The sequence below is a fragment of the Paenirhodobacter hankyongi genome, assembly GCF_003664585.1.
GTDB classification, from domain to species: Bacteria; Pseudomonadota; Alphaproteobacteria; order Rhodobacterales; family Rhodobacteraceae; genus Rhodobacter; species Rhodobacter hankyongi.
The window spans coordinates 151,520-174,747 of sequence record NZ_RCHI01000008.1; the positions used below are offsets into that span (position 1 = coordinate 151,520).

24 protein-coding genes are annotated in these 23,228 nt (G+C 70.0%); 15 read left to right on the top strand and 9 right to left on the bottom strand.

All coding sequences use genetic code 11. The features are described from left to right. Positions 1-5 precede the first annotated feature (5 nt). Positions 6-2,444, top strand: coding sequence for an ATP-dependent helicase HrpB (hrpB, locus tag DYS74_RS10755; RefSeq protein ID WP_121533674.1), 2,439 nt, complete (start codon positions 6-8; stop codon positions 2,442-2,444). A 6-nt stretch (positions 2,445-2,450) separates the two neighbouring features. Here hrpB and DYS74_RS10760 read toward each other — a convergent pair whose 3' ends face one another. The 3 genes from DYS74_RS10760 to DYS74_RS10770 form a co-directional block, all read right to left on the bottom strand. Beyond that, positions 2,451-3,179, bottom strand: coding sequence for a hypothetical protein (locus tag DYS74_RS10760; RefSeq protein ID WP_245965261.1), 729 nt, complete (start codon positions 3,177-3,179; stop codon positions 2,451-2,453). Positions 3,180-3,330: 151 nt separating this feature from the next. Further along, positions 3,331-4,257: an ornithine carbamoyltransferase gene (gene argF, locus DYS74_RS10765; RefSeq protein WP_121533676.1), complete on the bottom strand. Its 927-nt coding sequence runs from the start codon at positions 4,255-4,257 to the stop codon at positions 3,331-3,333. A gap of 64 nt (positions 4,258-4,321) precedes the next feature. Continuing rightward, positions 4,322-5,503, bottom strand: a complete 1,182-nt coding sequence (locus tag DYS74_RS10770) for an aspartate aminotransferase family protein (protein WP_121533678.1) — start codon at positions 5,501-5,503, stop codon at positions 4,322-4,324. 283 nt (positions 5,504-5,786) lie between these two features. Between DYS74_RS10770 and DYS74_RS10775 the strand changes: the two genes are divergently transcribed. Both DYS74_RS10775 and DYS74_RS10780 read left to right on the top strand, forming a co-directional pair. Continuing rightward, positions 5,787-6,656, top strand: a complete 870-nt coding sequence (locus DYS74_RS10775) for a 50S ribosomal protein L11 methyltransferase (protein ID WP_121533680.1) — start codon at positions 5,787-5,789, stop codon at positions 6,654-6,656. 108 nt (positions 6,657-6,764) lie between these two features. Further along, entirely contained in the window at positions 6,765-7,112 is a 348-nt protein-coding gene (locus tag DYS74_RS10780) for a hypothetical protein (RefSeq protein WP_121533681.1), read from the top strand. Between the two features lie 95 nt (positions 7,113-7,207). Here the strand turns inward: DYS74_RS10780 and DYS74_RS10785 are convergent, their stop codons facing one another. Continuing rightward, positions 7,208-7,396: a DUF1127 domain-containing protein gene (locus DYS74_RS10785; protein ID WP_121533683.1), complete on the bottom strand. Its 189-nt coding sequence runs from the start codon at positions 7,394-7,396 to the stop codon at positions 7,208-7,210. A 334-nt stretch (positions 7,397-7,730) separates the two neighbouring features. On the opposite strand from DYS74_RS10785, the gene ruvC reads away from it, so the two are divergent. The 4 genes from ruvC (at position 7,731) to DYS74_RS10805 (ending at position 10,538) form a co-directional block, all read left to right on the top strand. Then, positions 7,731-8,282: a crossover junction endodeoxyribonuclease RuvC gene (ruvC, locus tag DYS74_RS10790; protein ID WP_121533685.1), complete on the top strand. Its 552-nt coding sequence runs from the start codon at positions 7,731-7,733 to the stop codon at positions 8,280-8,282. After that, positions 8,279-8,947 (top strand): Holliday junction branch migration protein RuvA, encoded by a 669-nt coding sequence (ruvA, locus tag DYS74_RS10795; protein WP_121533687.1) that lies wholly within the window; start codon positions 8,279-8,281, stop codon positions 8,945-8,947. Before ruvC ends, ruvA begins: the two co-directional genes overlap by 4 nt. Positions 8,948-9,021: 74 nt before the next feature. Further along, positions 9,022-10,068 (top strand): Holliday junction branch migration DNA helicase RuvB, encoded by a 1,047-nt coding sequence (ruvB, locus tag DYS74_RS10800; protein ID WP_121533689.1) that lies wholly within the window; start codon positions 9,022-9,024, stop codon positions 10,066-10,068. 62 nt (positions 10,069-10,130) lie between these two features. Beyond that, a complete protein-coding gene (locus DYS74_RS10805) occupies positions 10,131-10,538 on the top strand; it encodes a group III truncated hemoglobin (RefSeq protein ID WP_121533691.1) in 408 nt (135 codons plus the stop codon). A gap of 66 nt (positions 10,539-10,604) precedes the next feature. Here DYS74_RS10805 and DYS74_RS10810 read toward each other — a convergent pair whose 3' ends face one another. Together DYS74_RS10810 and DYS74_RS10815 are read right to left on the bottom strand one after the other, a co-directional pair. Then, positions 10,605-11,618, bottom strand: a complete 1,014-nt coding sequence (locus tag DYS74_RS10810) for a YcjF family protein (protein ID WP_121533693.1) — start codon at positions 11,616-11,618, stop codon at positions 10,605-10,607. After that, positions 11,615-13,018 (bottom strand): YcjX family GTP-binding protein, encoded by a 1,404-nt coding sequence (locus DYS74_RS10815; RefSeq protein ID WP_245965262.1) that lies wholly within the window; start codon positions 13,016-13,018, stop codon positions 11,615-11,617. The genes DYS74_RS10810 and DYS74_RS10815 overlap by 4 nt, the downstream gene beginning before the upstream one ends. A gap of 272 nt (positions 13,019-13,290) precedes the next feature. Here DYS74_RS10815 and truA point away from each other — a divergent pair, with 272 nt between their 5' ends. Continuing rightward, positions 13,291-14,058 (top strand): tRNA pseudouridine(38-40) synthase TruA, encoded by a 768-nt coding sequence (truA, locus tag DYS74_RS10820; protein WP_121533697.1) that lies wholly within the window; start codon positions 13,291-13,293, stop codon positions 14,056-14,058. A gap of 1 nt (position 14,059) precedes the next feature. Here truA and DYS74_RS10825 read toward each other — a convergent pair whose 3' ends face one another. The 3 genes from DYS74_RS10825 to DYS74_RS10835 all read right to left on the bottom strand — a co-directional run bounded on the left by DYS74_RS10825 (position 14,060) and on the right by DYS74_RS10835 (position 17,627). Then, the gene (locus DYS74_RS10825; RefSeq protein WP_121533699.1) at positions 14,060-15,988 is read right to left on the bottom strand and encodes a polysaccharide biosynthesis protein; all 1,929 of its coding nucleotides are present in this window, start codon (positions 15,986-15,988) and stop codon (positions 14,060-14,062) included. Positions 15,989-16,113: 125 nt separating this feature from the next. Beyond that, on the bottom strand, positions 16,114-16,719 hold the full coding sequence (locus DYS74_RS10830; protein WP_121533701.1) for a sugar transferase: 606 nt from the start codon (positions 16,717-16,719) through the stop codon (positions 16,114-16,116). Next, positions 16,716-17,627 carry an NAD-dependent epimerase/dehydratase family protein gene (locus DYS74_RS10835; protein WP_183077510.1) on the bottom strand — a complete coding sequence of 304 codons (912 nt, stop codon included), beginning with the start codon at positions 17,625-17,627 and terminating at the stop codon, positions 16,716-16,718. The genes DYS74_RS10830 and DYS74_RS10835 overlap by 4 nt, the downstream gene beginning before the upstream one ends. 88 nt (positions 17,628-17,715) lie before the next feature. On the opposite strand from DYS74_RS10835, the gene DYS74_RS10840 reads away from it, so the two are divergent. From DYS74_RS10840 to rimI, 7 genes are all read left to right on the top strand, one after another. After that, positions 17,716-18,843, top strand: a complete 1,128-nt coding sequence (locus DYS74_RS10840) for a polysaccharide biosynthesis/export family protein (RefSeq protein ID WP_121533705.1) — start codon at positions 17,716-17,718, stop codon at positions 18,841-18,843. Between the two features lie 122 nt (positions 18,844-18,965). After that, entirely contained in the window at positions 18,966-19,832 is an 867-nt protein-coding gene (locus tag DYS74_RS10845) for a branched-chain amino acid aminotransferase (RefSeq protein WP_121533707.1), read from the top strand. Between the two features lie 93 nt (positions 19,833-19,925). Continuing rightward, on the top strand, positions 19,926-20,960 hold the full coding sequence (locus DYS74_RS10850) for a hypothetical protein (protein ID WP_121533708.1): 1,035 nt from the start codon (positions 19,926-19,928) through the stop codon (positions 20,958-20,960). 10 nt (positions 20,961-20,970) lie between these two features. Beyond that, positions 20,971-21,426: a universal stress protein gene (locus DYS74_RS10855; RefSeq protein WP_121533710.1), complete on the top strand. Its 456-nt coding sequence runs from the start codon at positions 20,971-20,973 to the stop codon at positions 21,424-21,426. Between the two features lie 108 nt (positions 21,427-21,534). After that, positions 21,535-22,092 (top strand): NifU family protein, encoded by a 558-nt coding sequence (locus DYS74_RS10860; RefSeq protein ID WP_121533712.1) that lies wholly within the window; start codon positions 21,535-21,537, stop codon positions 22,090-22,092. Continuing rightward, the gene (gene tsaB / locus DYS74_RS10865) at positions 22,082-22,735 is read left to right on the top strand and encodes a tRNA (adenosine(37)-N6)-threonylcarbamoyltransferase complex dimerization subunit type 1 TsaB (RefSeq protein ID WP_121533713.1); all 654 of its coding nucleotides are present in this window, start codon (positions 22,082-22,084) and stop codon (positions 22,733-22,735) included. The genes DYS74_RS10860 and tsaB overlap by 11 nt, the downstream gene beginning before the upstream one ends. Then, positions 22,735-23,160 carry a ribosomal protein S18-alanine N-acetyltransferase gene (rimI, locus tag DYS74_RS10870; protein ID WP_121533714.1) on the top strand — a complete coding sequence of 142 codons (426 nt, stop codon included), beginning with the start codon at positions 22,735-22,737 and terminating at the stop codon, positions 23,158-23,160. The genes tsaB and rimI overlap by 1 nt, the downstream gene beginning before the upstream one ends. Positions 23,161-23,228: the final 68 nt, after the last annotated feature.

Here is a 23,228-nt window from a genome sequence, read left to right on the forward strand (position 1 = left end):
GCCGGGTGAAAGACCGACTGCCCATAGACACGGTTCTGCCCGACCTCGCCTCGGCGCTGATGCGCGCGGGGCGCGTGGTGCTGATGGCGCCGCCTGGCGCCGGCAAGACCACGCGGGTGCCGCTCGCGCTTCTCGACCATGTCGCGGGCCGGATCGTGATGCTGGAACCGCGCCGCCTTGCCGCGCGCGCCGCGGCCGAGCGCATGGCCGAGACGCTCGGCGAGCCCGTCGGCGGGCGCGTCGGCTACCGCATCCGTGGCGAGACGAAGGTGTCGAAGGCCACCCGCATCGAGGTGGTGACCGAGGGCATCCTCACCCGGATGCTGCAATCCGACCCCGAGCTGACGGGCATCGGCTGCCTGATCTTCGACGAGTTCCATGAACGCTCGCTGAACGCCGACCTCGGCCTCGCACTCGCCTGGGAGGCGCGGGGGGCGCTGCGCCCGGATCTGGCGATCGTGGTGATGTCGGCAACGCTCGATGCCGGGCCGGTGGCGGCGCTTCTCGACGATGCGCCGGTGATCGTGTCGGAGGGCCGCGCCTTCCCGGTCGAGACCCGCTGGCTCGGCCGCCCCGTCGCCGCGGGGATGCGGCTCGAGGCGGCGGTGGCCGGGCTGGTCACTGAGGCGGTCGCCGAAAGCAGCGGCGGCGTCCTGGTCTTCCTGCCCGGCGAAGGCGAGATCCGCCGCACCGAGGCGCTGCTGAAGGGCCGCCTGCCCGCCGATGTGGCGATCCGCCCGCTCTTCGGCGCGATGGATTTCGCCGCACAGCGCGCCGCCATCGCGCCCGCCGCGCAGGGCCGCAAGGTGGTGCTGGCAACGGCGATCGCCGAGACCTCGCTCACCATCGAGGACGTCCGCATTGTCGTCGATGCCGGCCGCGCCCGGCGGCTGCGCTTCGATCCGGCCTCGGGCATGGCACGGCTGGTCACCGAGCGGGTGAGCCGCGCCGAGGCCGAGCAGCGCCGCGGTCGTGCCGGCCGCGTCGCCGAGGGCACCTGCTACCGGCTCTGGACGAAGGGCGAGGAGGGGGCGCTCGCGGCCTTTGCCCCGCCCGAGATCGCAGTGGCCGATCTCGCCGGCCTCGCGCTCGAGCTCGCGCAATGGGGCTCGGACGGCTCCGATCTCGCCTTCCTGACGCCGCCGCCCGCCCCGGCCCTCGCCGAGGCGAGGGCCCTGCTGCACGGCCTCGGCGCACTCGAGGGCACGCGGATCACCGCCCATGGCCGGGCGCTTGCCGCGCTGCCGCTGCACCCGCGGCTCGCCCATATGCTGGTGACCGCCGGGCCCGCGGCGGCGACGCTCGCCGCGACGCTCGAGGAGCGCGACCCGATCCGCGGCGCCCCCGCCGACCTTGCCCTGCGCCTTGCCGCGATCGCCAATCCGGGCCGCTTCGAGGCCGATCACCCCTGGCCGGTGCACCGCGGCGCGGTCGAGCGCATCCGGATCGAGGCGAAACGCCTCGCCCGTCTCGTCACGCCCGGCACTGAACGCTTCTCTCTCGCCGAGCAGCTTGCGCTGGCCTATCCCGACCGGATCGGGCTGCGGCGCAAGGGCGAGGCCGCGCGCTATGTGCTTTCGGGCGGCAAGGGCGCGGTGGTGGACGAGACCGATGCCCTTGGCAAGCACCGCCTGATCGTCGCCTCCGACCTCGACGGCGACCCGCGCGAGGCGCGCGTGCGCCAGGGGGTTGCCCTGGCCGATGCCGAGCTGCGCCGCCTCTACGCCGCTCAGATCGGCTGGCACGACGTCTGCGAATGGTCGAAGCGCGAGGGCCGGGTGGTGGCGCGCCGACAGGAGCGTTTCGGTGCCCTCGTCCTCGAAGACCGGCACTGGCCCGAGGCCCCGCCCGAGGCCCTCGCCCGCGGCGCGCTCGACGGGCTGCGCCAGATCGGGCTCACGTTCTCCCCGGCCGCCGCACGCTTCCGTGCCCGGGTCGAGATCCTGCGTGCCGATGGTGCCGCCCTGCCCGATCTCACGGACGGCGCACTTCTGGCGGGCGAGGCGCTGCTCCCTTTCCTGCGCGGCAAGCGGACCGAGGCCGAGCTGCGCGCGCTCGACCTGACCGAGGCTCTGCGCGCCCAGCTGAGCTGGGAGCAGATGGCCGAGCTCGACCGTCTCGTGCCCGGCCATTTCGAGACGCCGCTCGGCCGGCGCGTGCCGATCGACTACTCGGGCGAGGTGCCGACAATCGAGGTGAAACTGCCCGAGATGTATGGCGTCACCATTCACCCCACGGTCGGGCAAAGGCGCCACCCGCTGCGCATCGCGCTGCTCTCGCCGGGCTCGAAGCCGATCCAGGTCACGATGGACCTGCCCGGCTTCTGGGACGGCTCCTATGCCGAGGTGCGCAAGGAGATGCGCGGAAGATACCCACGCCATCCCTGGCCCGAGAACCCGCGCGAGGCCGACCCGACGACGCGGGCGAAACCGCGCGGCACCTGAGCCGGCTCAGCGCTTGTGGATCACCGCGACCTGATCGCGCAGGCCTTTGTTGTAATGGGCCTGAAACACGAAGCAGCCCGAGATGTCGGCCCGCAGCGCCGAGAATTCCGCCGCCATCGCCGGATCGCTGTGCCGGAAGACGCCGCTTTCCGAATAGACCCGAAACAGGTCGCCGGTACGGGTGATGCCGGGACGCTCGTAGGTGGCGGGCTGCCAGCGCAGGTCCTCGATGATGTAGAGCCCGCCAGAGGCCAGCCTGGGAAAGAGCTCGAGGAAGGCGAACTGCTGATGATGCGAGGCATGCGAGGCATCGTCGATGACGATATCGAGCTCGGGCAGCGCCTCGGCCGCGGCCCGGATGTTCTCGCGCTCATCCATGTTGCAGCGCAGGAAGGTGAAGCGCGGGTCCTGGAACCAGCTGAAATCCGACACGTCGAGGCCGAAGATCCGCGCCTCGGGGAAATACTCCAGCCACATCCGCACCGACGGCGCATCCGTGGTCTGCCGGTCGGCGCTGTTGCCGTGCTCGGGTCCGCCGATCTGCAGGCCCATTTCCAGGAAATTGAGCGCCCGCTCACGGTGCGGCAGGAACAGCATCTGATAGAGTTCGGCATAGCGGTGCTTGGTCGACCCCTTGTCCGACCCGAAGCGGTCGGCGAGATCAGTCAGGTTCATCGCCCCGCGGCCATAGCGCATCGCGGCGGGGAGCGGCTTGTCCTGGCGCGCATCGGCCATTCCGGCAGGGGGTGCCCCTTCCGCGGGGGCGGCATTCACTGGAAATTCTGACATCTCAAATCAGGCCATTCTGACCGGGCGCGACGCTACGCCCGGCAGAAAGCAAATCATGACGGGCGCAGACTGGCAATTGCGCACCGCCCTAGGGGGCTCACTTTCCGAGACACCAGCGCATCACCGCCTTCTGCGCGTGCAGCCGGTTCTCCGCCTCGTCGAAAATCACCGAATGCGGCCCGTCCATCACCGCCGAGGTCGCCTCGTCGTTGCGATGCGCTGGCAGGCAATGCATGAACAGCGCGTCGGGCTTCGCCTTCGCCATCAGCGCCTCGTTCACCTGATAGGGGCGCAGCTGGTTGTGACGCCGTTCCTTCGCCGATTCCGGGTCGTGCATCGAGACCCAGGTGTCGGTGACGATCAGATCCGCGCCCTCGACCGCCTTCGCCGGGTCGCGCTCGATCTCGACCGTCACCCCTTTCGAGCGGGCGAAGTCGATCCATTCGCGCTCGGGGTCGAGGGTCTGCGGCCCGGTGAAGGTGAGGTCGAAGCCGAACTGCCCCGCCGCCTGCAGGAAGGACGCGCAGACGTTGTTGCCGTCGCCCGACCACACCACCTTGCGCCCGGCGATCGGGCCGCGGTGTTCCTCGTAGGTCACGATGTCGGCCATGATCTGGCACGGGTGGGTGCGGTTCGTCAGCCCGTTGATGACGGGCACCGAGGCGTATTCCGCCATCTCGAGCAGCGTCGCCTCCTCGAAGGTGCGGATCATGATCATGTCGACATAGCGCGACAGAACCCGCGCGGTGTCGGCGATGGTCTCGCCATGGCCGAGCTGCATTTCCTTGCCCGAGAGCACCATCGTCTGCCCGCCGAGCTGGCGCACGCCGACGTCGAAGCTGACGCGGGTGCGGGTCGAGGGTTTCTCGAAGATCAGCGCAACCATGCAGCCGGCAAGCGGCTGCTCGTCGTCGGGCGCGCCCTTCGGGCGGCCGGCGCGGGCGTCCTTCATCGCGCGCGCGGAATCGATGATCTTGCGCAGTTCGGTGGCGTCGGTGGTGTGGATGTCGAGAAAATTGGTCATCGGTTCGTCTTTCTGACGGCGGCCGGGGCAGAGCCCCCGGACCTCCGGAGCGTGGGCCGGAAACTCAGGCCGCGGGTTTCGCAAGGGCGGTGGCGGCAGCATCGAGGCGCGACACCGCCTCGGCCATCTCCTCCTCGGTGATCGTCAGCGCGGGCAGGATGCGCAGCACATTGTCCGCCGCGGCGACGGTCAGCAGATGTTCGGCATAGCCCGCCGCCACCAGCTCGCCCGGCGCCACCTTGCATTTCAGCCCGAGCATCAGGCCGACACCACGCACTTCCTCGAAGATCTCGGGATGCGCGGCCACGAGCCCCTCGAGGCGCTGGCGCAGGAAGCCGCCCTTGGCGTTCACCGCAGCGAGGAAACCGGGCTCGGCCACGATCTCCATCACCTTCGCGCCGACCGCACAGCCGAGCGGGTTGCCGCCATAGGTCGAACCGTGGGTGCCCGCGGTCATGCCTGCCGCGGCCGCCTCGGTCGCGAGCACCGCGCCGAGCGGGAAGCCGCCGCCGATGCCCTTCGCCACCATCATGATGTCGGGCGTCACACCCGACCATTCATGCGCAAAGAGCCGCCCGGTGCGGCCCATGCCGCATTGCACCTCGTCGAAGATCAGAAGCGTGCCGGTCTCTTCCGAGATCTGCTTGAGCGCCTTCAGGAAGGCGTCGGGCGCGGGCCGGATGCCGCCCTCGCCCTGCACCGGCTCGAGCATGATCGCGCAGGTCTTCTCCGACACCGCCGCCTTCACCGCCTCGAGGTCGAGCCAGTCGAGATGGACGAAGCCCGGCAGCACCGGGCCGAAGCCCTTCACCATCTTCTCCGACCCCGCCGCGGCGATCGCCGCCGAGGAGCGGCCATGGAAGGCGCCGCGGAAGGTGATGATCTCGACCCGCTCGGGCGCGCCCTTCTCGTACCAGTACTTGCGCGCCATCTTCACCGCGAGCTCGCAGGCCTCGGTGCCCGAGTTGGTGAAGAACACGGTGTCGGCGAAGGTCTTCTCGACCAGCGCGTCGGCAAGCTTCTGCTGCTCGGGGATCTGGTAGAGGTTCGACACGTGCCAGACCTTGTGCGCCTGTTCGGTCAGCGCCTCGACAAGGACCGGGGCGGCATGGCCGAGGGCGTTCACCGCGATCCCGGCGCCAAGGTCGAGGTATCGGGTGCCGTCCGCCGTCTCGAGCCAGGAGCCCGCACCCTTCACGAAGGCGAGGGGCGCGCGATTATAGGTGGGCAGGACGGAAGAAATCATCGTCAGTCTCCAGAAAGGAAGGCCAAAGGCGTGCCCGACACCCGGGGGGCTGTCAACGGCTTTGGCCGGATTTCGGCGGGTTTGCTGGGAAATGTGGCGATGGGCCACGGGCGATCGGACGTCAGGCGCTGGCGCGGCGACGTCGGGGACGAGCGATATGGGTGGTCCGTGCGATCATGTCCGCCCGATAGCGCGCGCCCCCCCTTCTGTCAAAGGAAATGCGCGCCGGCTTGACCTGTGGCGCGCTTCGCGCCATTGCGGACACAACCCGAAAGGAGCCGCCATGCCCACCTTCACCGCCTTCTGCACCCTCGATGATCGCGACGCCGCCGAGGCGCTGGCCGAACGGATCGAGGACCTCGATCCCGCGCCCTATGGTGTGGGCGTCTTCGAGATCGAGGATGGCTCGGATCGCTGGGAGGTCGGCTCGTATTTCCTCGCCGCGCCGGACGGCGTGGTGCTCGACCTGCTCGCCGCCGCGCATGGGGCGACGCATTTCGTGGTGTCGGAACTGCCCGAGACCGACTGGGTCGCGCATGTGAAACGTGAACTCGCCCCGGTCGTCGCCGGCCGCTTCTTCGTCTATGGCAGCCACGACGCCGACAAGGTGCCCACCGAGTCCGTGCCGCTGCTGATCGAGGCGGCGATGGCCTTCGGCACCGGCCACCATGGCACCACGCTCGGCTGCCTGAGCGCGCTCGACCGGCTGGAACGGGCCGGGCTGCGGGCACGGAACGTCGCCGACATCGGCTGCGGCACCGCGGTGCTGGCGATGGCGGCTGCAAAGCTCTGGCCCGAGACGGTGCTGGCCTCTGACATCGACCCGGTGGCGGTCGAGACGGCGGCGGCGAATGTCGTGGCGAACGGGCTTGCGGGCCGGGTGATCTGCCTCGAAGCGGCGGGTTTCGCCCATCCGCAGATCGAGGCCGCCGCCCCCTTCGACCTGATCTTCGCCAACATCCTGAAGGCGCCACTGATCTCGCTCGCCCCCGACATGGGGCGGTTCTGCGCCGAATCAGGGCACGTGATCCTGTCGGGCATCCTGCATGAACAGGCCGACGAGGTGATCGCCGCCTACGAAGCCCAGGGATTTACCCTTGTTTCGCGCGACGAATACGGCGACTGGACGACATTGGTGATGCAGCGGAAATAATGCCGCAATTGATCGTTCGCACCTCGGCCGCATTTGCGCCATAATCCATTAATGCCTTGTTAGGCATGTCATTCGGATGACGTGGTGAGTGGACCGGGGAGTGTGACCATGAGCGACCATGGCCTGAAGAGTTTCGAGAAGCGGCTTGCGCGGATCGACCGGATCCACGCGGCCGGTGGCGCCTTCGAGGCGACGGGGGCGCTCGGGCGTTCCTATTTCGACTCGATGCGGCCGCGGAGCCGCCGGGCGATCCCGTTCCGGGCGATCGCCCTGCTCTTCGTCGGCGCGCTGCTGTTCAAGGGGGCGATCTTCGCCCAGCTCGGCGCCGAGACCTATGATGCCCGCGTCGGCGCCCTGGCACAGGGCACGCTGCCGGAACAGGTCGGGGCCTGGGTGCTGCATGCCGATCCCGTCACGCGGGGCATCGGAGACCTGCTGCACCGGCTGATCTACTGATTTCGGGGGAGGGTGCCGGCTCGGGAGGGTCGGCAGAAACGGAAAGGGCCGCGCGGCGTCACGCCTGCGCGGCCCTACCGATTGCGGCGCTCACGTCAGAGCCCCATGTGCTCGGCGTCGTAGCGGGTCAGGCCGATGTCGCTCAGCTCGCGGTCGCTCAGCTTGGCCAGCGCATTGCGGGTCACGCGCGCGTCATTCCAGGCGACGACGGCGTCGATCAGTTTCGAGAAGGGGCTGGTGTGGCCAGCGCGGCCGAGCACCCGGTTGGTGTCGATAGCGGACATTTCGCGTTTTCCTTAGGTTTTCACAAACTGCGTATTTGCTGGGCAATGCCCTTGTGACACCGCACATAGAGGTGGCCATTTGCAAAAACAACAGCGGCACGGGCAGTCCCGCCATGCGTTTTCTGCATGCCGCAACACAGCGAAGCCAGGGATCGCGGGCACCTGGCAGAACGCCGGCAAAACCGGTCATTCTGCAGCGCAGCAGAGCGGCCGAACGCGCATTCCGCCCGGTTTCGCAGCCGTCTCCGCCGATCCCCGCCGGGGGCTTTCCTGTTTGCGATGTTCACTTTTCGTGCTAGTCGTTGGAAAAATGCCACAGCGAAGGGCGAGCAGGATGCGGGTGATCGGAATCGATCCGGGGTTGCGAAACCTCGGCTGGGGCGTGATCGAGATGGAGGGCTCGCGCCTGCGCCACCTCGGCAACGGCATCATCCACTCGGCCGGCGAGGAGCTGGCGCTGCGCCTCGTCACCCTGCACGAAGGCCTGACCGAGGTCGTCGCCCGCTTCGCCCCCGAGGCGGCAGCGGTCGAACAGACCTTCGTCAACAAGGACGCGGTGGCGACGCTGAAACTCGGCCAGGCGCGCGGCATCGCGCTGCTGGTGCCGGCGCAGGCCGGCATCCCTGTCGGCGAATATGCGCCCAATGCGATCAAGAAGGCGGTGGTCGGCGTCGGCCATGCCGACAAGGGCCAGGTGCAGCACATGGTCCGCCATCAGCTGCCCGGCGTCACCTTCGAGGGGCCCGACGCCGCCGATGCGCTGGCGATCGCGATCTGCCACGCCCATCACCTGCAATCGGCACATCGCGCCAACGCCGCCCAGCTCGGCCGCGGCGCGATCGAGATCACCGCCGGTCAGGCCCGGATCCGGAGGGCCGCGCAATGATCGGCCGCATCGCCGGCACCATCCTGCACCGCGCCATGGATCACGTGCTGATCGACGTGCGCGGGGTGGGCTATATCGTCCATGTCTCGACCCGCACCGCCTCGAGCCTGCCGCCGGTGGGCGAGGCCTGCGCGCTCTATACCGACCTGCTGGTGCGCGAGGACCTGTTGCAGCTCTTCGGCTTCCCGACGCTGCTCGAGAAGGAATGGCACCGGCTGCTGACCTCGGTGCAGGGGATCGGCGCCAAGGCCTCGCTCGCCATTCTCGGCACGCTCGGCCCCGAGGGCCTGGGCCGCGCGCTTGCGCTTGGCGACGCGTCGGCGATCAAGGCGGCCCCCGGCGTCGGGCCGAAGCTTGCACAGCGCGTGGTGATGGAGCTGAAGGACAAGGCGCCGACGGTGATGGCCATGGGCGGCACGCTGACCGTCGACACCGCCCCCTCCGACGAGGGGATCGAGACGGCGCCGAAGCCCCGCATCCGCCCGGCCCCCGCCGCGACCCCGAAGGTGAACTTCACCGCCGAGGCGCTCTCGGCCCTCACCAACCTCGGCTACAACCCGTCCGAGGCGGCCAGTGCCGTCGCCCAGGCCGCGGAAAACCCGGAAGCGACCGACACCGCGAAACTGATCCGCGCCGCGCTGCGCCTGCTTGCGCCGAAGGACTGATCCCTTCATCTTGCCGAAAATACCTCGGGGGCGCGGGGGCAGCGCCCCCGCCCTCGCCACAAAGGCCCTGACCGATGACCGAGCCCGACCCCACCCTTCGCCCCGACCGCCTGCCCGAAGACTCCGACCGCGCCCTGCGGCCACAGGCGCTCGAGGAGTTCGTGGGCCAGGCCGAGGCGCGGGCGAACCTGCGCGTCTTCATCGAAAGCGCGAAGATGCGCGGCCAGGCGATGGACCACACGCTGTTCCACGGCCCGCCCGGCCTTGGCAAGACCACGCTCGCACAGATCATGGCGCGCGAGCTTGGCGTCAATTTCAAGATGACCTCGGGCCCGGTGCTGGCGAAGGCGGGCGATCTGGCCGCGATCCTGACCAATCTCGAGCGCAACGACGTGCTCTTCATCGACGAGATCCACCGGATGAACCCGGCGGTCGAGGAAGTCCTCTATCCGGCGATGGAGGATTTCGAGCTCGATCTGGTGATCGGCGAGGGCCCGGCCGCGCGCACCGTGCGGATCGAGCTGCAGCCCTTCACCCTCGTCGGCGCCACGACCCGCCTCGGCCTGCTGACGACGCCCTTGCGCGACCGCTTCGGCATCCCGACGCGGCTGCAGTTCTACACCGAGGACGAGCTTGACCTGATCGTCGCGCGCGGCGCGCGGCTTCTGGGCATTCCGGCCGACCCGGACGGCACCCGCGAGATCGCCAAGCGCGCCCGCGGCACACCGCGCATCGCCGGCCGCCTGCTACGCCGCGTCGTCGATTTCGCACTGGTCGAGGGCGATGGCCGGCTGACCCGCGCCATCGCCGACCGGGCGCTCACCCGGCTCGGCGTCGACCATCTCGGCCTCGATGGCGCCGACCGGCGCTACATGATGCTGATGGCCGAGCATTACGGCGGCGGCCCGGTGGGCGTGGAGACGCTGTCGGCGGCGCTGTCGGAAAGCCGCGACGCGATCGAGGAAGTGATCGAGCCCTACCTGCTGCAGCAGGGGCTGGTGCAGCGCACGCCGCGCGGGCGGATGCTCGGCCAACGGGCCTGGCGCCACCTCGGCCTGGACGCACCGCCTGTTCCGGGTGCCGCGCCGCCGCCGCAGGGCGAGCTGTTCGAGGACCGCTGAGACATCCTGTCGCTGGACGCGCCTGCCCCTGTGCCCTAGCTCGGGTCGGGAAGGAGACCCGCATGACCGCCATTCCGCCGCGTTTCGAGATCACCGAGGCCGAGATCGACCTTGTCGTGCAGCGCTTCTACAGGCGCGTGCGCGCCCACCCCGAGCTTGCCCCGATCTTTGCCGCCCATGTCACCGACTGGCCCGCGCATGAGGCGAAGATCGCGCGGTTCTGGAAGGGGGCGATCCTGCATGCGCCCGGCTACGAGGGCAGCCCGATGATGGCGCATCGCCGTGCGGGCAACGTGGCGCCCGGGCACTTCCCCGACTGGCTCGGCACCTTCGACGCGGTGCTGAAGCAAAGCCTTGCGCCCGAGGCGGCGGCAGGCTGGTCTGCGCTCGCGCATCGCATCGGCCTTGGTCTGCGCCAGGGGGTCGAGGATGTCGGGCGCGCCCCCGGCGCGGTGCCGAACCTGCGCTGAGCCACCCTGCCCCGCGGGCAGGTTTCGAGTATTCTTGCCAAGAAAAAGCCAGGGGCGGGAGATCGGTCAGGGGGCCGGGTCTTCGGGCGCCTTGTCGCGACCGAAGAGCCCGGTCAACGCGCGCCGGGTCAGGTTCGTCACCCGCGGTTTTTGCAGGGCGCGGAACGGCATCGGCCGGCACACCTCGATCGCGGCGACGCCGACGCGGGCGGTGAGCGCGCCGTTCACCACCCCCTCGCCGAAGCGGCGCGAGAGTTTTGCAAAAAGGTGCCCGCCGGTCACCGTCTCGATCAGGTCGTCGCCCGCGGCCACGGCGCCCGTTGCGACGAGATGGGTCATCACCGTGCGCGCAAGCCGCATCGCCCCCAATGTGCCGGCGCGGCCGCCATAGATCTCGGCGACGCGGCGGATCATCCGCAGGTTCGCGGTGAGCGCGGCAAAGACATCGGCGAGCGCCAGCGGCACCACCGCCGTCACCGTCGCCACCATGCGCGCCGCCGCCTCGACCTCGAGCCGCGCGGCGGCATCAAGCGGCGCCATCAGCTCGGTTTCGACGAGCCGCAGCAGCGTATCGGTATCAAGCTGCTCGGGCCCGCGCTCGGCCAGCGTCCGGCGCGGCCAGTCCATCTCGGCCCGCGCCGCATAAAGCCCCGAGACATGGGTGACGACCTTGCGCGCCCGCCCGAGGTCATCGGCCTGCGCCGCCTCGAGCACCTCGCGATGCACCCGGTCGAGCCGACCGAGCCGGGCAAAGGCCGCAAGCTCGCGCGCCGCGATCAGGAGCGCCGCAAGGACAAAGGCGGCAAACAGCACGGTCGCGATCCAGCCCAGCACCGGGTTCGATGCGAACAGCCCCTCGACGAAGCGCCAGGCCGCGACCGAGGCGAGGAAGGTCACAAGCGCCCCGGCAGCGCGCCAGAAGAAGCGGCCGAGTTTCGAGGGCGGGCGCGCGGCGATCCGCGCCGCGATCTGCATCGCGCGGCCTTCGGGCGGCGGCGCGTCGCCCGGATCGGTGACCGGCGGCGCCTCGGCCGGCGAGGGCGCGGCCTCCTCGATCTCGATCAGCAGGGGTTTCTTCACAGCTTGTCTCCGATCAGGAATTCCGCGGCGCGATCAAGACGGATATGCGGCGGCCCCTCGCCCGGGCGCAGGGTGACGGGGGCAGGCACGAAGTCCATCAGCGTGTAATCGGCATCGAGCCAGCGCGTCGCGCCCTCGCGCGCGGGCGCCAGAAGCTGTGCCGGATCGGCGGGCAGATCGCCCGGGAAAAGCGCGACCGAGCGGCCGTCGGCCAGCCGGCCGCGCAGCGCCGGCAGCTCCTCGCCCTCGTGGCGGATCACGTCCTCGGTGGTGGTGCGCAGGCTCGCGAGCGACAGCGCCAGCGTCTGCGCCCCGGCGAAATCGGCCCGGTCCTTCGCCTCGCGCAGAAGCGCGCCGGTGATCGCGGTCAGCCGGGCGTGCTGCGAATGGTGCAGATGGTCGGCCTTGGTCGCGGCGAAAAGAATGCGCTCGATCCGCCGCGCGCCCAGGAGCGCGGCCAGCACGCCGGCCTTGCCGGGGCGGAAGGCGGCCAGGATCCCCGCCATCGCGGCGCGCAGATCCTCGAGCGCGGCGGGCCCGGCATGGATCGCGCCGAGCACGTCGACCAGCACCACCTGCCGGTCGATGCGGGCGAAATGCTCGCGGAAGAAGGGCTTGACCACCTTGTCCTTGTAGGCCTCGAAGCGGCGCGCCATCTCGCGACCAAGCGAGCCGCGGGGATACTCGCCCGGCGGCAGCGGCGCGAAGGTGAGCGCTGGGGAACCTGCCATTTCACCGGGCAGCAGGAAGCGGCCCGGTGAACAGTCGGAAAAGCCCGCCTCGCGCGCGGCATGCAGATGCGCGGTGAAGGGCGCGGCCAGCGCCCGTGCGGCAGGTTCGGTGAAGGCGGCGGCCAGGTCGGCCGCCGCCAGCGCGGCAAGGAAAGGCGCGCTTTCGGGGCGGCCCGGCAGACGCGCCAGCACCGCCTCGGACCATTGCGCGAAGCTGCGGTCGAGCAGCCCCAGATCCAGCAGCCACTCACCCGGGTAATCGACGATGTCGAGATGCACGGTGCGCAGCCCCCGCAGCCCGCCCAGAAGTCCCGTGGGGGCCACGCGAAAGCTCAGCCGCAGCTCGGAGATGGCGCGCGTGCCCTCGGGCCAGTGCGGCGCGGGACCGGTCAGCGCGGCAAGGTGGCGCTCGTAGTCGAAGCGCGGCACGGTGTCGTCGGGCTGCGGCTGCAGGAAGGCCGCGCGGATATTTCCGCCCCCGGTCAGCGCCGGCATCCGGCCGCGGTCGAGCAGGTTGGCGACGAGCGAGGTGATGAACACCGTCTTGCCCGCCCGCGACAGGCCGGTGACGCCCAGCCGGATCACCGGCTCGAACAGCGCCTCGGAAACGGTGGCGCCCAGCCCCTCGACCTGGCGGGTGAGCGTGTCGGCGATGTCGGAAATGCCCAATGCGCTGCCTCGTGTCTTGCCTTCCCTAGATAGGCAACCGCCCGCCGGTTTCACAGGGGGAAAGGCGGGGGCGCTGCCCCCTCTGCGCCTGCGGCGCATTCACCCCCGGGATATTTGAAGCAATTGGAAGCGGGTCGTCCCCTGCTTTCTCCTTGCCGGAAATACCTCGGGGGTGAGGCCGCGAGGCCGAGGGGGCAGCGCCCCCTGCCCCGCTCGGGGCCCGTGCTCGCTCGGGGATTGCGCGCGGGCCGGCGGCAGGCTATCGCCGGGGCATGCCCAGATATGCGTTCAGGATCGAATATGACGGTGGCCCCTTCGCGGGCTGGCAGCGACAGGCGGACCAGCCCTCGGTGCAGGGCGCGGTCGAGGCGGCGCTGGCGCGGCTCGAGCCCGGGCCCCACACCATCGCCGCGGCGGGCCGCACCGATGCGGGCGTGCATGCGACGGCGCAGGTCGCGCATGCGGATCTGCGCAAGGACTGGGACCCGTTCCGCCTGTCCGAGGCGCTGAACTTCCATCTGAAGCCCGCGCCGGTGGCGATCAGCGCCTGTGCGCGGGTGGCCGACGATTTCCACGCCCGCTTCTCGGCGCTCGAGCGGCGCTATCTCTTCCGTCTCGTCGCCCGCCGCGCGCCGGTCGTGCATGACCGCGGCCTCGTCTGGCAGGTGCAGAACCCGCTCGATGTCGCGGCGATGCGGGCGGGGGCGGCGCATCTGCTCGGCCGGCACGACTTCACCACCTTCCGCTCCTCGCTGTGTCAGGCGGCAAGCCCGGTGAAGACGCTCGACGAGATCCGGATCGAGGAGATCGACTACCCGTCCGGGCGCGAGATCCGCTTTCATCTGCGCGCGCGCAGCTTCCTGCACAACCAGGTGCGCTCGATCGTCGGCACGCTCGAGCGGGTCGGCGCCGGCTCTTGGGCGCCCGATCAGGTGCGCATGGCGCTCGAGGCCTGTGACCGGGCCGCCTGCGGGCCGGTCTGCCCGCCGCAGGGGCTCTACCTGAACGGGGTGAGCTATCCGGAAGAACCCTTCGGCTGAGTCACTCCGCCGGCACGTCGGCGGCGTGTTGCGCCTCGACGATGCGGCATTGCAGCGCCGATTTCGGCAGGCTCTGCGGGTCGTATTCGCGCACCGCCCGCGCCACGACCGAGATCACCTCGGCGTCGCTGCCGCGCTCGACCGCATCGCGCAGATCGCGCAGGGCCGCGGCGGTTTCCAGCTCGGACAGGTGATCCTCGCGCACCCGGATGATCTTCGGATGCGCGGTGGCCTGGGCGCCCTTGCGCACCATCAGCTCCTCGTGCAGCTTCTCGCCCGGGCGCAGGCCGGTGACCACGATCTCGATGTCGCCATTCGGGTTCCCGTCATCGCGCACGGTATAGCCCGAGGCGGCGATCATCCGCCGCGCCAGATCGCCGATGCGCTGCGGTTTGCCCATGTCGAGAACATAGACCTCGCCGCCCTCGGCGAAGGAGCCCGCGAGCAGCACGAGGCGCGAGGCCTCCTGGATCGTCATGAAATAGCGCGTCACCTTCTCGTCGGTCAGCGTGACCGGGCCGCCGCGGGCGATCTGCTGCTGGAAGAGCGGGATCACCGACCCCGAGGAGCCGAGCACGTTGCCGAAGCGCACGATCGAGAAGATCGTCTTCGGCGCCCGCGCCGCCAGATCCTGGATCACCAGTTCCGCGAAGCGTTTCGAGGCGCCCATCAGGTTGCCCGGCCGCACCGCCTTGTCCGAGGAGACGAGCACGAAGCGCTTCACCCCGGCGTCGCGCGCGGCCTTCGCCAGCACCGCGGTGCCGAGCGTGTTGTTCGCCAGGCCGACACGCGGGTTCATCTCGACCAGCGGCACGTGCTTGTAGGCCGCGGCATGCAGCACCACGGCAATCGCGTTGCGCTCGATCACCTGGCTCACATGCACGCCGTCGCAGATCGAGCCGAGCACCGGAATGATCTCGACGCCGAAGGATTCGGCAAGGACGTGCATCTCGGCTTCGGCATTGTAGAGCGCGATTTCGGACAGCTCGAACAGCACCAGCCGCGCCGGCCGGCAGCCGATCACCTGACGGCAAAGCTCGAGCCCGATCGAGCCGCCGGCGCCGGTGATCATCACATTCGCGCCGCGATAGGCCGAACAGCCGGTGGTCAGCGCCTCGTTCAGCGGGTCGCGCATCAGCAGCGCCGCGGGGCCTGCCGGCACCAGCCGGCTCATCAGCTCGTCGCCGCCATGCAGCTGCGAGAAAGCCGGCAGCGTCTGCACCTCGAGCCCGAGCTTGTCGAGCCGCTTCGTGATGAAGGTCTGCTTGTCGACCGAAACCGAGGGCATCGCGAGGATCACCCGGTTGATCTTGAAGCGGTCGCGCAGCAGCCCCGCATGCACGCCCGAATAGATCGGCAGCCCGTTCGCATTCATCCCGGCCAGCGTCGCGTTGTCATCGAGAAAGGCATAGACGACAAGGCCTTCGACCTTTCGCAGCTCGCGCGCCAGCGCCATGCCGGTGCGGCCCGCGCCATAGATCGCCACGCGCGTGAAGATCCGCGACCGGCGATACATCTGCGTCAGCAGCCAGACCATGACCTGCCGGGTACCGAAATAGGCCGCGAAATAGACCAGCGCGAAGATCACGTGGAATCCGCCGCTGAGCCCCGCGCCGGTGACCTTCGAGAAGGCCGCTGACAGGATTCCGAGTACCGCCGCCACCAGCATCGACCGGGCGACGGCATCGCCCTCGTACTCCTTCAGCTTCAGCCGGTTCAGCCCGAAGACGGCGCTCAGCAGCGCCGCGGCCCCCATCAGCACCGGCAGCAGCAGCCAGTGATTGAGCAAGACCGAGGCGATCAACGCCTCGGCCCGCGTGCCCTTGAGCAGCATCGTCGCAAGGAACGCGAGCGGCACAAGCAAGACATCGACGAAGAGAAGGATGGACGCCTTCTGCGCGCGGGTCAGCGTGATGATTTTCTTAATCATGATTTCCGGCCGTCCGCGGGGCAAGGGAACAAATGAAACATACTTTGTCGCGGCGGTTCTATCAACTCTTCGCAGTTGCAGAAACCCAGAATCCTGCCGAAAAAAGCGGCAAATTTCCGCCGAGGTCAGCGTGCGACCCGGGCGAGCGTTCTGAAAATCAGCACAATGTCAAAACAGACCGACGCATTTTGCGCATAGAGCAGGTCAAGCTGCGCCTTCGCGGGAACGCAGCGGGCACAATAGACCCGGTCGGTCTCTGCTGCAGTGCGGCATCGCGCCAGCAGCCATTCCTCGTGCCGGTGATAGTGGATCGAGGCAAGCCCCGTCACCCCCGGGCGTGAACGCAGCACCGGACCATAGATCTCGGGGAAACGCTCGACATATTGCCGCAGCGGCGGGCGCGGCCCGACGAAGGAGATGTCGCCGATCAGGATGTTCCACAGCTGCGGCAGCTCGTCGAGACGGAAGCGGCGCAGGATGCGGCCCGCCGGCGTGATCCGCGCGGTCTTGTCCGCCCCCGACACGCCCGAGTCGCGCGCCACGGTGGTCATCGTGCGGAACTTCCACAGCCGGAAGCCTCGGGTTGGCGTCTTCATCCGCTCGGCCGCATAGAAGAGCGGACGCCCCTGGGTGAGCAGCAGCGCCGCCGCCACGATCAGCCCGACCGGCAGCACGATCGGCAGGATCGCAAGGGCGAAGAGGATGTCGAAAAGACGTTTCGAAAGGGTCACGCACGGGTCTCCTGCAGGGCGCGCAGATCGGCCACCACGGCCGCGGCGCGGGCCGGCGTCTCGGGCACGAGGCCGAGATCGACGGCGCGGGTCACGTCAAGCTCGACCTGCGCGATCACGCCTGCGGGCGCCGGGCGCGGCACCCAGGTCTCGCCGGCCGCGGCCAGCAGCGCATCCATCGGCAGCGCACCGGCAAGCGACAGGTTCAGCACCGACGGCAGATCGGCCCCGGCGGCCGCGAGCCGCACCAGACGGGCCAGCGCCGCGGCGAGCGCCTGCGGGCCGATAAAGCTGCGCCGCGGCCCCTGCCCGTCGGGCAGGATGTCGAGCACCCGCCCGCCCTCGGGCGCGGCGCGGCCCAGAAGCGCATCCGCCCCGGCGACATTGCCGATGCGCAGCCAGATCGCCCCCGCCCGCCCGGCAAGCGCCTCCTCCATCGCGGCCTTCGCCGCGCCATAGGGGGCAAGCGGCGCGGGCGCGTCGGTCTCTCGGCAGATGCCCGCGTGGCCCGCGCCATAGACCGCCGCCGAGGAAGCAAGCAGCACCGGCCGGCCGCCGGCCGCATCCGCCGCATCAAGCGCCGCCCGCGCCAGCGTGGTGTTCAGCGCCAGCGCCTCGGGCGTCCCGGCGGTCACGCCGGCAAGATTGACGATCACGTCGCAGGCCCGCGCCGCGGCCGCGAAGGCCTCGGGGTCGCGCATTGGGTCGAAGACCACAGACGGGCCACCCTGCCCGGCAAAGGCCGATTCGCGTCGGGCCTGCCAGACGATGTTTTCCGGAGCCGGTTCTGCAGCTGCCGCGAAAGCGGGCGACCATGCCTGCCGCAGCAGCGGACCAAGGCGTCCACTTCCGCCGATGACGAGGAGTCGCGGATTCTTCGGCTTGAGAAATGGCTGTTTTGTGCTCATAGACGAAGGACGGAATGCTGGGGTGACTCGTGCTGCCATCGCAAAGCCTTAGCATCGGTCGCATGACCGCGAAACGGGGGATGTCTGAATGAAGTCGATGCGCCGTCTATCGGCCGCAGCCGTGTTGTTGTGCTCGCTCGCCGCCTGCACCCTGCCCCGCGGGGCGGCGATGCAGTCGGAGATCCTGGAGAACACGGGCTCGGAAGCACCGCAATTCGCCCATTACCCGGTCGACAGCAAGCTGCTGCCCGAGGTCCAGCGCTGGCCCGCGAGCAAGGCAGCGGTGTCGCGTCCATGGCTCTCGGGCGGGGTCGGCCGCTCCGGACAGGTGCTGACGGCCGGTGATTCGGTGCAGATCGCGGTTTGGGAAAACGGCGAGAACAAGCTGATGACCAACCCCGGCTCGCCGACGACGCAGCTGCAGACGACGCAGATCTCGAGCTCGGGCTCGGTCTTCGTGCCCTATGCCGGCCCGGTCAAGATCGCCGGCCTCACCCCCGACGAAGCGCGCGAGAAGATCCAGACCAAGGTCTCGGAACTGATCCCGGCGGCGCAGGTGCAGCTGGAGTCGACGCCCGGCAAGTCGAATGCCGTGTCGCTGGTCGGCGGCGTGCTGCGGCCGGGCAACGTGCCGCTCACCGACCGCTCGCTCACCGTGCTGAACGTGATCTCGGAAGGCGGCGGCGTGCAGCCGTCGATCCTGAACCCGCAACTGCGCCTGCTGCGCGGCGGCAAGGTCTACGAGACCTCGATGCAGCGCGTGCTCGACGATCCGGCGCTCGATGCCGGGGTGCGGCCGGGCGACAAGCTGGTGGTCGAGCCCGACCGGCGCAGTTTCCTGGCACTTGGTGCCGCGGGGCGCGAGCAGGTGGTCAAGTTCCCGCAAGACCACGTCAATGCGCTTGAAGCCGTCACCCTCGTCGGCGGCATCGACGGCGCGCGCGCCAACCCCAAGGGGGTGCTGATCCTGCGCCAGTACCCGGCCTCGGCGGTGCGCGCCGACGGCAAGGGCGGCCCGACGCAGCAGCGCGTGGTGTTCTCGATCAACCTGACGACGACCGACGGCCTGTTCTCGGCGCAGAACTTCGAGATCCAGCCGAACGATCTCGTGCTGGCGACCGAAAGCGCGCTCGTCAACGTGCGGACCGTGCTCGGGCTGTTCAGCACCTCGCTCTCGACCGTGCGCACGGCGCAGCGGGTCGAGGCGGGCAACTGACCTCTTTCACAGGCGGCGGCAGCCCCGCCGCCTGTGACGCCGCTTGATACCGATACAATCGCGGCACTGGACCTTTGCCGGAAACGGGGCTTAGTCTCCGCCCCCGACAAAGGAGAGCAGACATGTCTTTCGGCAAGAACATCCGCACCTATTTCGAGGGCAAGTGGCATGAGGGCGACATTCCCGTCATGCGCGCGGCCGACCATGGCCTGTGGCAGGGCTCGTCCGTGTTCGATGGCGCCCGCCTCTTCGACGGGCTCGTCCCCGACCTCGAGGCGCATTGCGCGCGCCTGAACCGCTCGGCGCAGGCGCTGATGATCACCCCCACCGTCGGCGACGACGAGATGGTCGAGATCGCCCGCGAGGGGCTGAAGAAATACCCCTCGGGCGCCGCCGTCTATGTCCGGCCGATGTACTGGGCGATCGACGGCTCGGACGTGGGCGTCTCGCCGGCGCCGAACTCGACCCGCTTCGCGCTGTGCCTTGAAGAGGTGCCGATGCCCGCCGCCGATGCCGCGACGACGCTGACCACCACCTCGTTCCGCCGCCCGGTGATGGCCGACAACGTGTGCAACGCCAAGGCCGGCTGCCTTTACCCGAACAACGCCCGGATGCTGGTCGAGGCGCGCTCGAAGGGCTTCGGCAACGCGCTGGTGCAGGACGCCATGGGCAATGTCGCCGAAACCGCCACGGCGAACGTCTGGATGGTGAAGGACGGCGAATTCTTCACCCCGATCGCGAACGGCACCTTCCTGTCGGGCCTGACCCGCAAGCGCCACATGGGCCTGCTGCGCGAGGCGGGCTATACCGTGACCGAGGCGGTGCTGACGCTCGATGACTTCCGCGGCGCCGACGAGATCTTCCTGACCGGGAACTTCTCGAAGGTGACGCCGGCGGTGGCCTTCGACGACGTGAAATATGCCCACGGCCCCCTCACCAAAAAGGCGCGCGAGCTTTACATGGACTGGGCGCTCAGCCGTCCGCTCTGAGCCCGGCGCCCGGCAATCGGGCGGCGGGGGAGAGCGGCCCGATCAGAGGAGTCCGTCGATGCCCCCGTTCCCGTCCGACGACCGGAGCCCGCGATGATCCGCGCCACGGCGCGGCTGGCCCTCGCCCTCTGGGCGGTGGCCTGTCTGGCCGGGGCGCTCTGGGGGCTTTCCCAGAACCCCTTCGCCGCCCCGTTCGTCGAGCGCAGCGCGGCCGAGGCAAAGGCCGCCCTCACCCGCGCCATGGCGCGCGAGGCGACGCCCGAGTGGCTGCTGCCGCGCCTGAGCGCCGCGATCGCCGCCGATGACCCCGACGAGGTCGCGCTGCTGCGCGACATCGGTCGCGACCACGCCATCCCTATCCCCCCGGCTCTGGACACCACGGCCGAGGCGCTGATCGCCCGCCATGACAGCCTCCTCGCGCAGGCCGGCGCCTGCCTGCAGTGCATGGCCGACCTCTCCACCTGCCCCTCGCTCACCCTGGTCGCGGTCTGCGCGATTCCCTTCGAGCTGAGCCCGGCGGGCGATGTCGCGGCCCTTGGCCGGCAGGGCGCGAACCTTGCGACCGGCGAGGAGGTCGACGGGATCGAGGCGGGGCTGGCCGCCGTGGGGCTGGCGGCGACGCTGGTCGCGCTCCCCTCGCTCGGCAGTTCGGTGCCGGTGAAGCTCGGCGCAAGCGTCCTGCGCGTGGCGCGCAAGGCCCGCGCGCTGTCGCCCGGCATGACCGAGGCACTGCGGCTGGCCGCGCGCGGCGGCGGCCGGGCCGAACGGCTTTCGGCGCTGGCCACCGACGTCACCCGCATCGCCGCACAGACCTCGCCGGCCGAGGCGCTGCGGGTGCTGCGCCTTGCCGACAGCCCGGCCGAGCTGAGCCGCCTTGCGCGCCTCGCCGACGCCGCCGGCCCCGACACGCGCAAGGCCCTTGCGGTTCTGGGCAAGGCGCGTAGCCTGCGCATGCTGCACCGTCTGAGCGATCTTGCGGTGATGACGGCGGGTCTCCTGTTGTCGATCGCCGCGCAGATTGGCACTCTGGCCGGAGCCATACTGAAACTGATGCTGCGCCGCGCCCTGCGCCGCCCTCCGCCTCGGCGCCTGCCGCCCGGGCTGCGGACCCGGCCGGGGCCCGGCTGAAGGAGACCCGATGCGCAAGTTCCTTGTCGTGCTCGACGACACGCGCGAATGCCTGAACGCGATGCGCTATGCCGCGATGCGCGCCGCCCATACCGGCGGCGGCGTGACCATCGTCTCGGTGATCCCGCCCGAGGAATATCAGCACTGGATCGGTGTCGCCGAGATCATGCGCGCCGAGGCCCGCGACCGGATCGAGGCGCATTTCGAGGTCTTCGCGAAATGGATGCGCGACCGGCAGGGAGTGGACCCGGAACTGGTGATCCGCGAGGGCGAGCCGGTGCACGAGATCCTCGACGTGATCCGCACCGATACCGAGATCGGCGTGCTTGTCCTTGGCGCCGGCACCGACAAGTCGGGTCCCGGCCCGCTGGTCACCCAGCTCAGCCGCACCTCCGGCTCGCTGCCCTGCCCGCTGACCGTGGTGCCCGGCGACATGTCGAAGGAACGGCTCGAATCGATCACCTGAGCCACGGCGGGCGGGGCCCGGCTGCGCCAAAGCGGCGCATTTTGCCCCGCAAAACTTGACGGAAACACTCGGCGGCCGCATATGTGCCGCAAGCCAAGGAGGCGCGCCATGTTCATCCAGACCGAAACCACCCCGAACCCCGCAACGCTGAAGTTCCTGCCCGGCATGACCGTGCTCGAGGCCGGCACCGCCGATTTCCCCTCGGCCGAGGCGGCGGCGAAATCGCCGCTCGCGAAGCGGCTGTTCTCCGTGCCGGGGGTGGCCGGGGTGTTCCTCGGCGCCGATTTCGTCACCGTGACCAAGGATCCGGCGACCGACTGGGCGCATGCGAAGCCCGCGATCCTCGGCGCGATCATGGAGCATTTCCAGTCCGGCGCCCCGGTGATGGAAGGCGAAGGCACCCCGGTGCACGCCGAGCATGACGGCGAGGACGGCGCGATCGTCGCGCAGATCAAGGAGCTGCTCGACACCCGTGTGCGGCCTGCCGTGGCGCAGGACGGCGGCGACATCACCTTCCACGGTTTCGAGCGGGGCGTCGTCTACCTGCACATGAAGGGCGCCTGCGCCGGCTGCCCGTCCTCGACCCTGACGCTGAAGATGGGCATCGAGAACCTGCTGCGCCACTACATCCCCGAGGTCACCGAGGTGCGCCCCGTTGCCGGTTGAGGGATACGTTCTCGGCTTCGACACGTCGGCCGCGCATTGCGCGGCCGCTTTGCTGCGCGCGGGCCAGCCGGTGGCCGAGCGGCGCGAGGAGATGTCGAAGGGCCAGGCCGAACGGCTGATGCCGCTGCTCGAGGAGCTGCTCGCCTGTGCCGGCATCGGCTGGCATGACCTGGCCGCGATCGGCGTCGGCACCGGCCCGGGCAATTTCACCGGGGTGCGGATCTCGGTCGCGGCGGCGCGCGGGCTGGCGCTGTCGCTCGGCATCCCGGCAATCGGCGTGAGCACGCTCGAGGCGCTGGCCGAGGGCCTCGCCCGCCCGGTCACCGTGGTCGAGGACGCCCGCCGCGGCGAGGTCTATCTGCAGAGCTTCACCGCCGAGGGCGCCGGCGCCCCCGCTCTTCTGGCCCTGACCGAGCTGCCCGCGGGCATCGCCGGCCATGCGCTGACCGGCTCGGCCGCGGCACTCGCCTATTCCGAGGTGCAGGCGGGCGAACTGGTCGAGCCGGCAATGCCCTTGGCCGAAGCCATCGCCCGCATCGCCGCGCGCCGCGCCGGCACGCCGCAGCCGCGCCCGGCGCCGCTTTACCTGCGCTCGGCCGATGCCGCGCCGCCCTCGGACCCGCCGCCGGTGATCCTCGACTGATGACCGCCGCCGAGCTTGCCGCGCTGCATGCCGCGTGTTTCACCACGCCGCGCCCCTGGTCCGAGGCGGAGATCGCGGATCTCCTCGCCTCGCGCTTCTGCTTCCTGATCGAGGCACCCGCGGGCTTCCTGATCGGGCGCGAGATCGCGGGAGAGGCCGAACTGCTGACTGTCGCCGTTGATCCCGCCGCGCGCCGGCAGGGGCTTGGCCGGCGCCTGCTTGCGGACTTTGCCGCCGAGGCCCGCGCCCGCGGCGCCGACACCGCGTTCCTGGAAGTCGCCGAGGACAACGCCGCCGCCCGCGCGCTGTATGCCGCGGCTGGCTGGCAGGGCGCCGGGCGCCGGCGCGGCTATTACCACAGCCCCGACGGGCGCGCCGTGGACGCCCTCGTGCTGAGCCTCGCGCTGGCGCCGCCCAGCATTTGACCATCCGCTCAAATCCCCGCCAACTGCTGCCCGGGCGCGGCAAAATCGCGCTTGACCGGCCGCCGGTC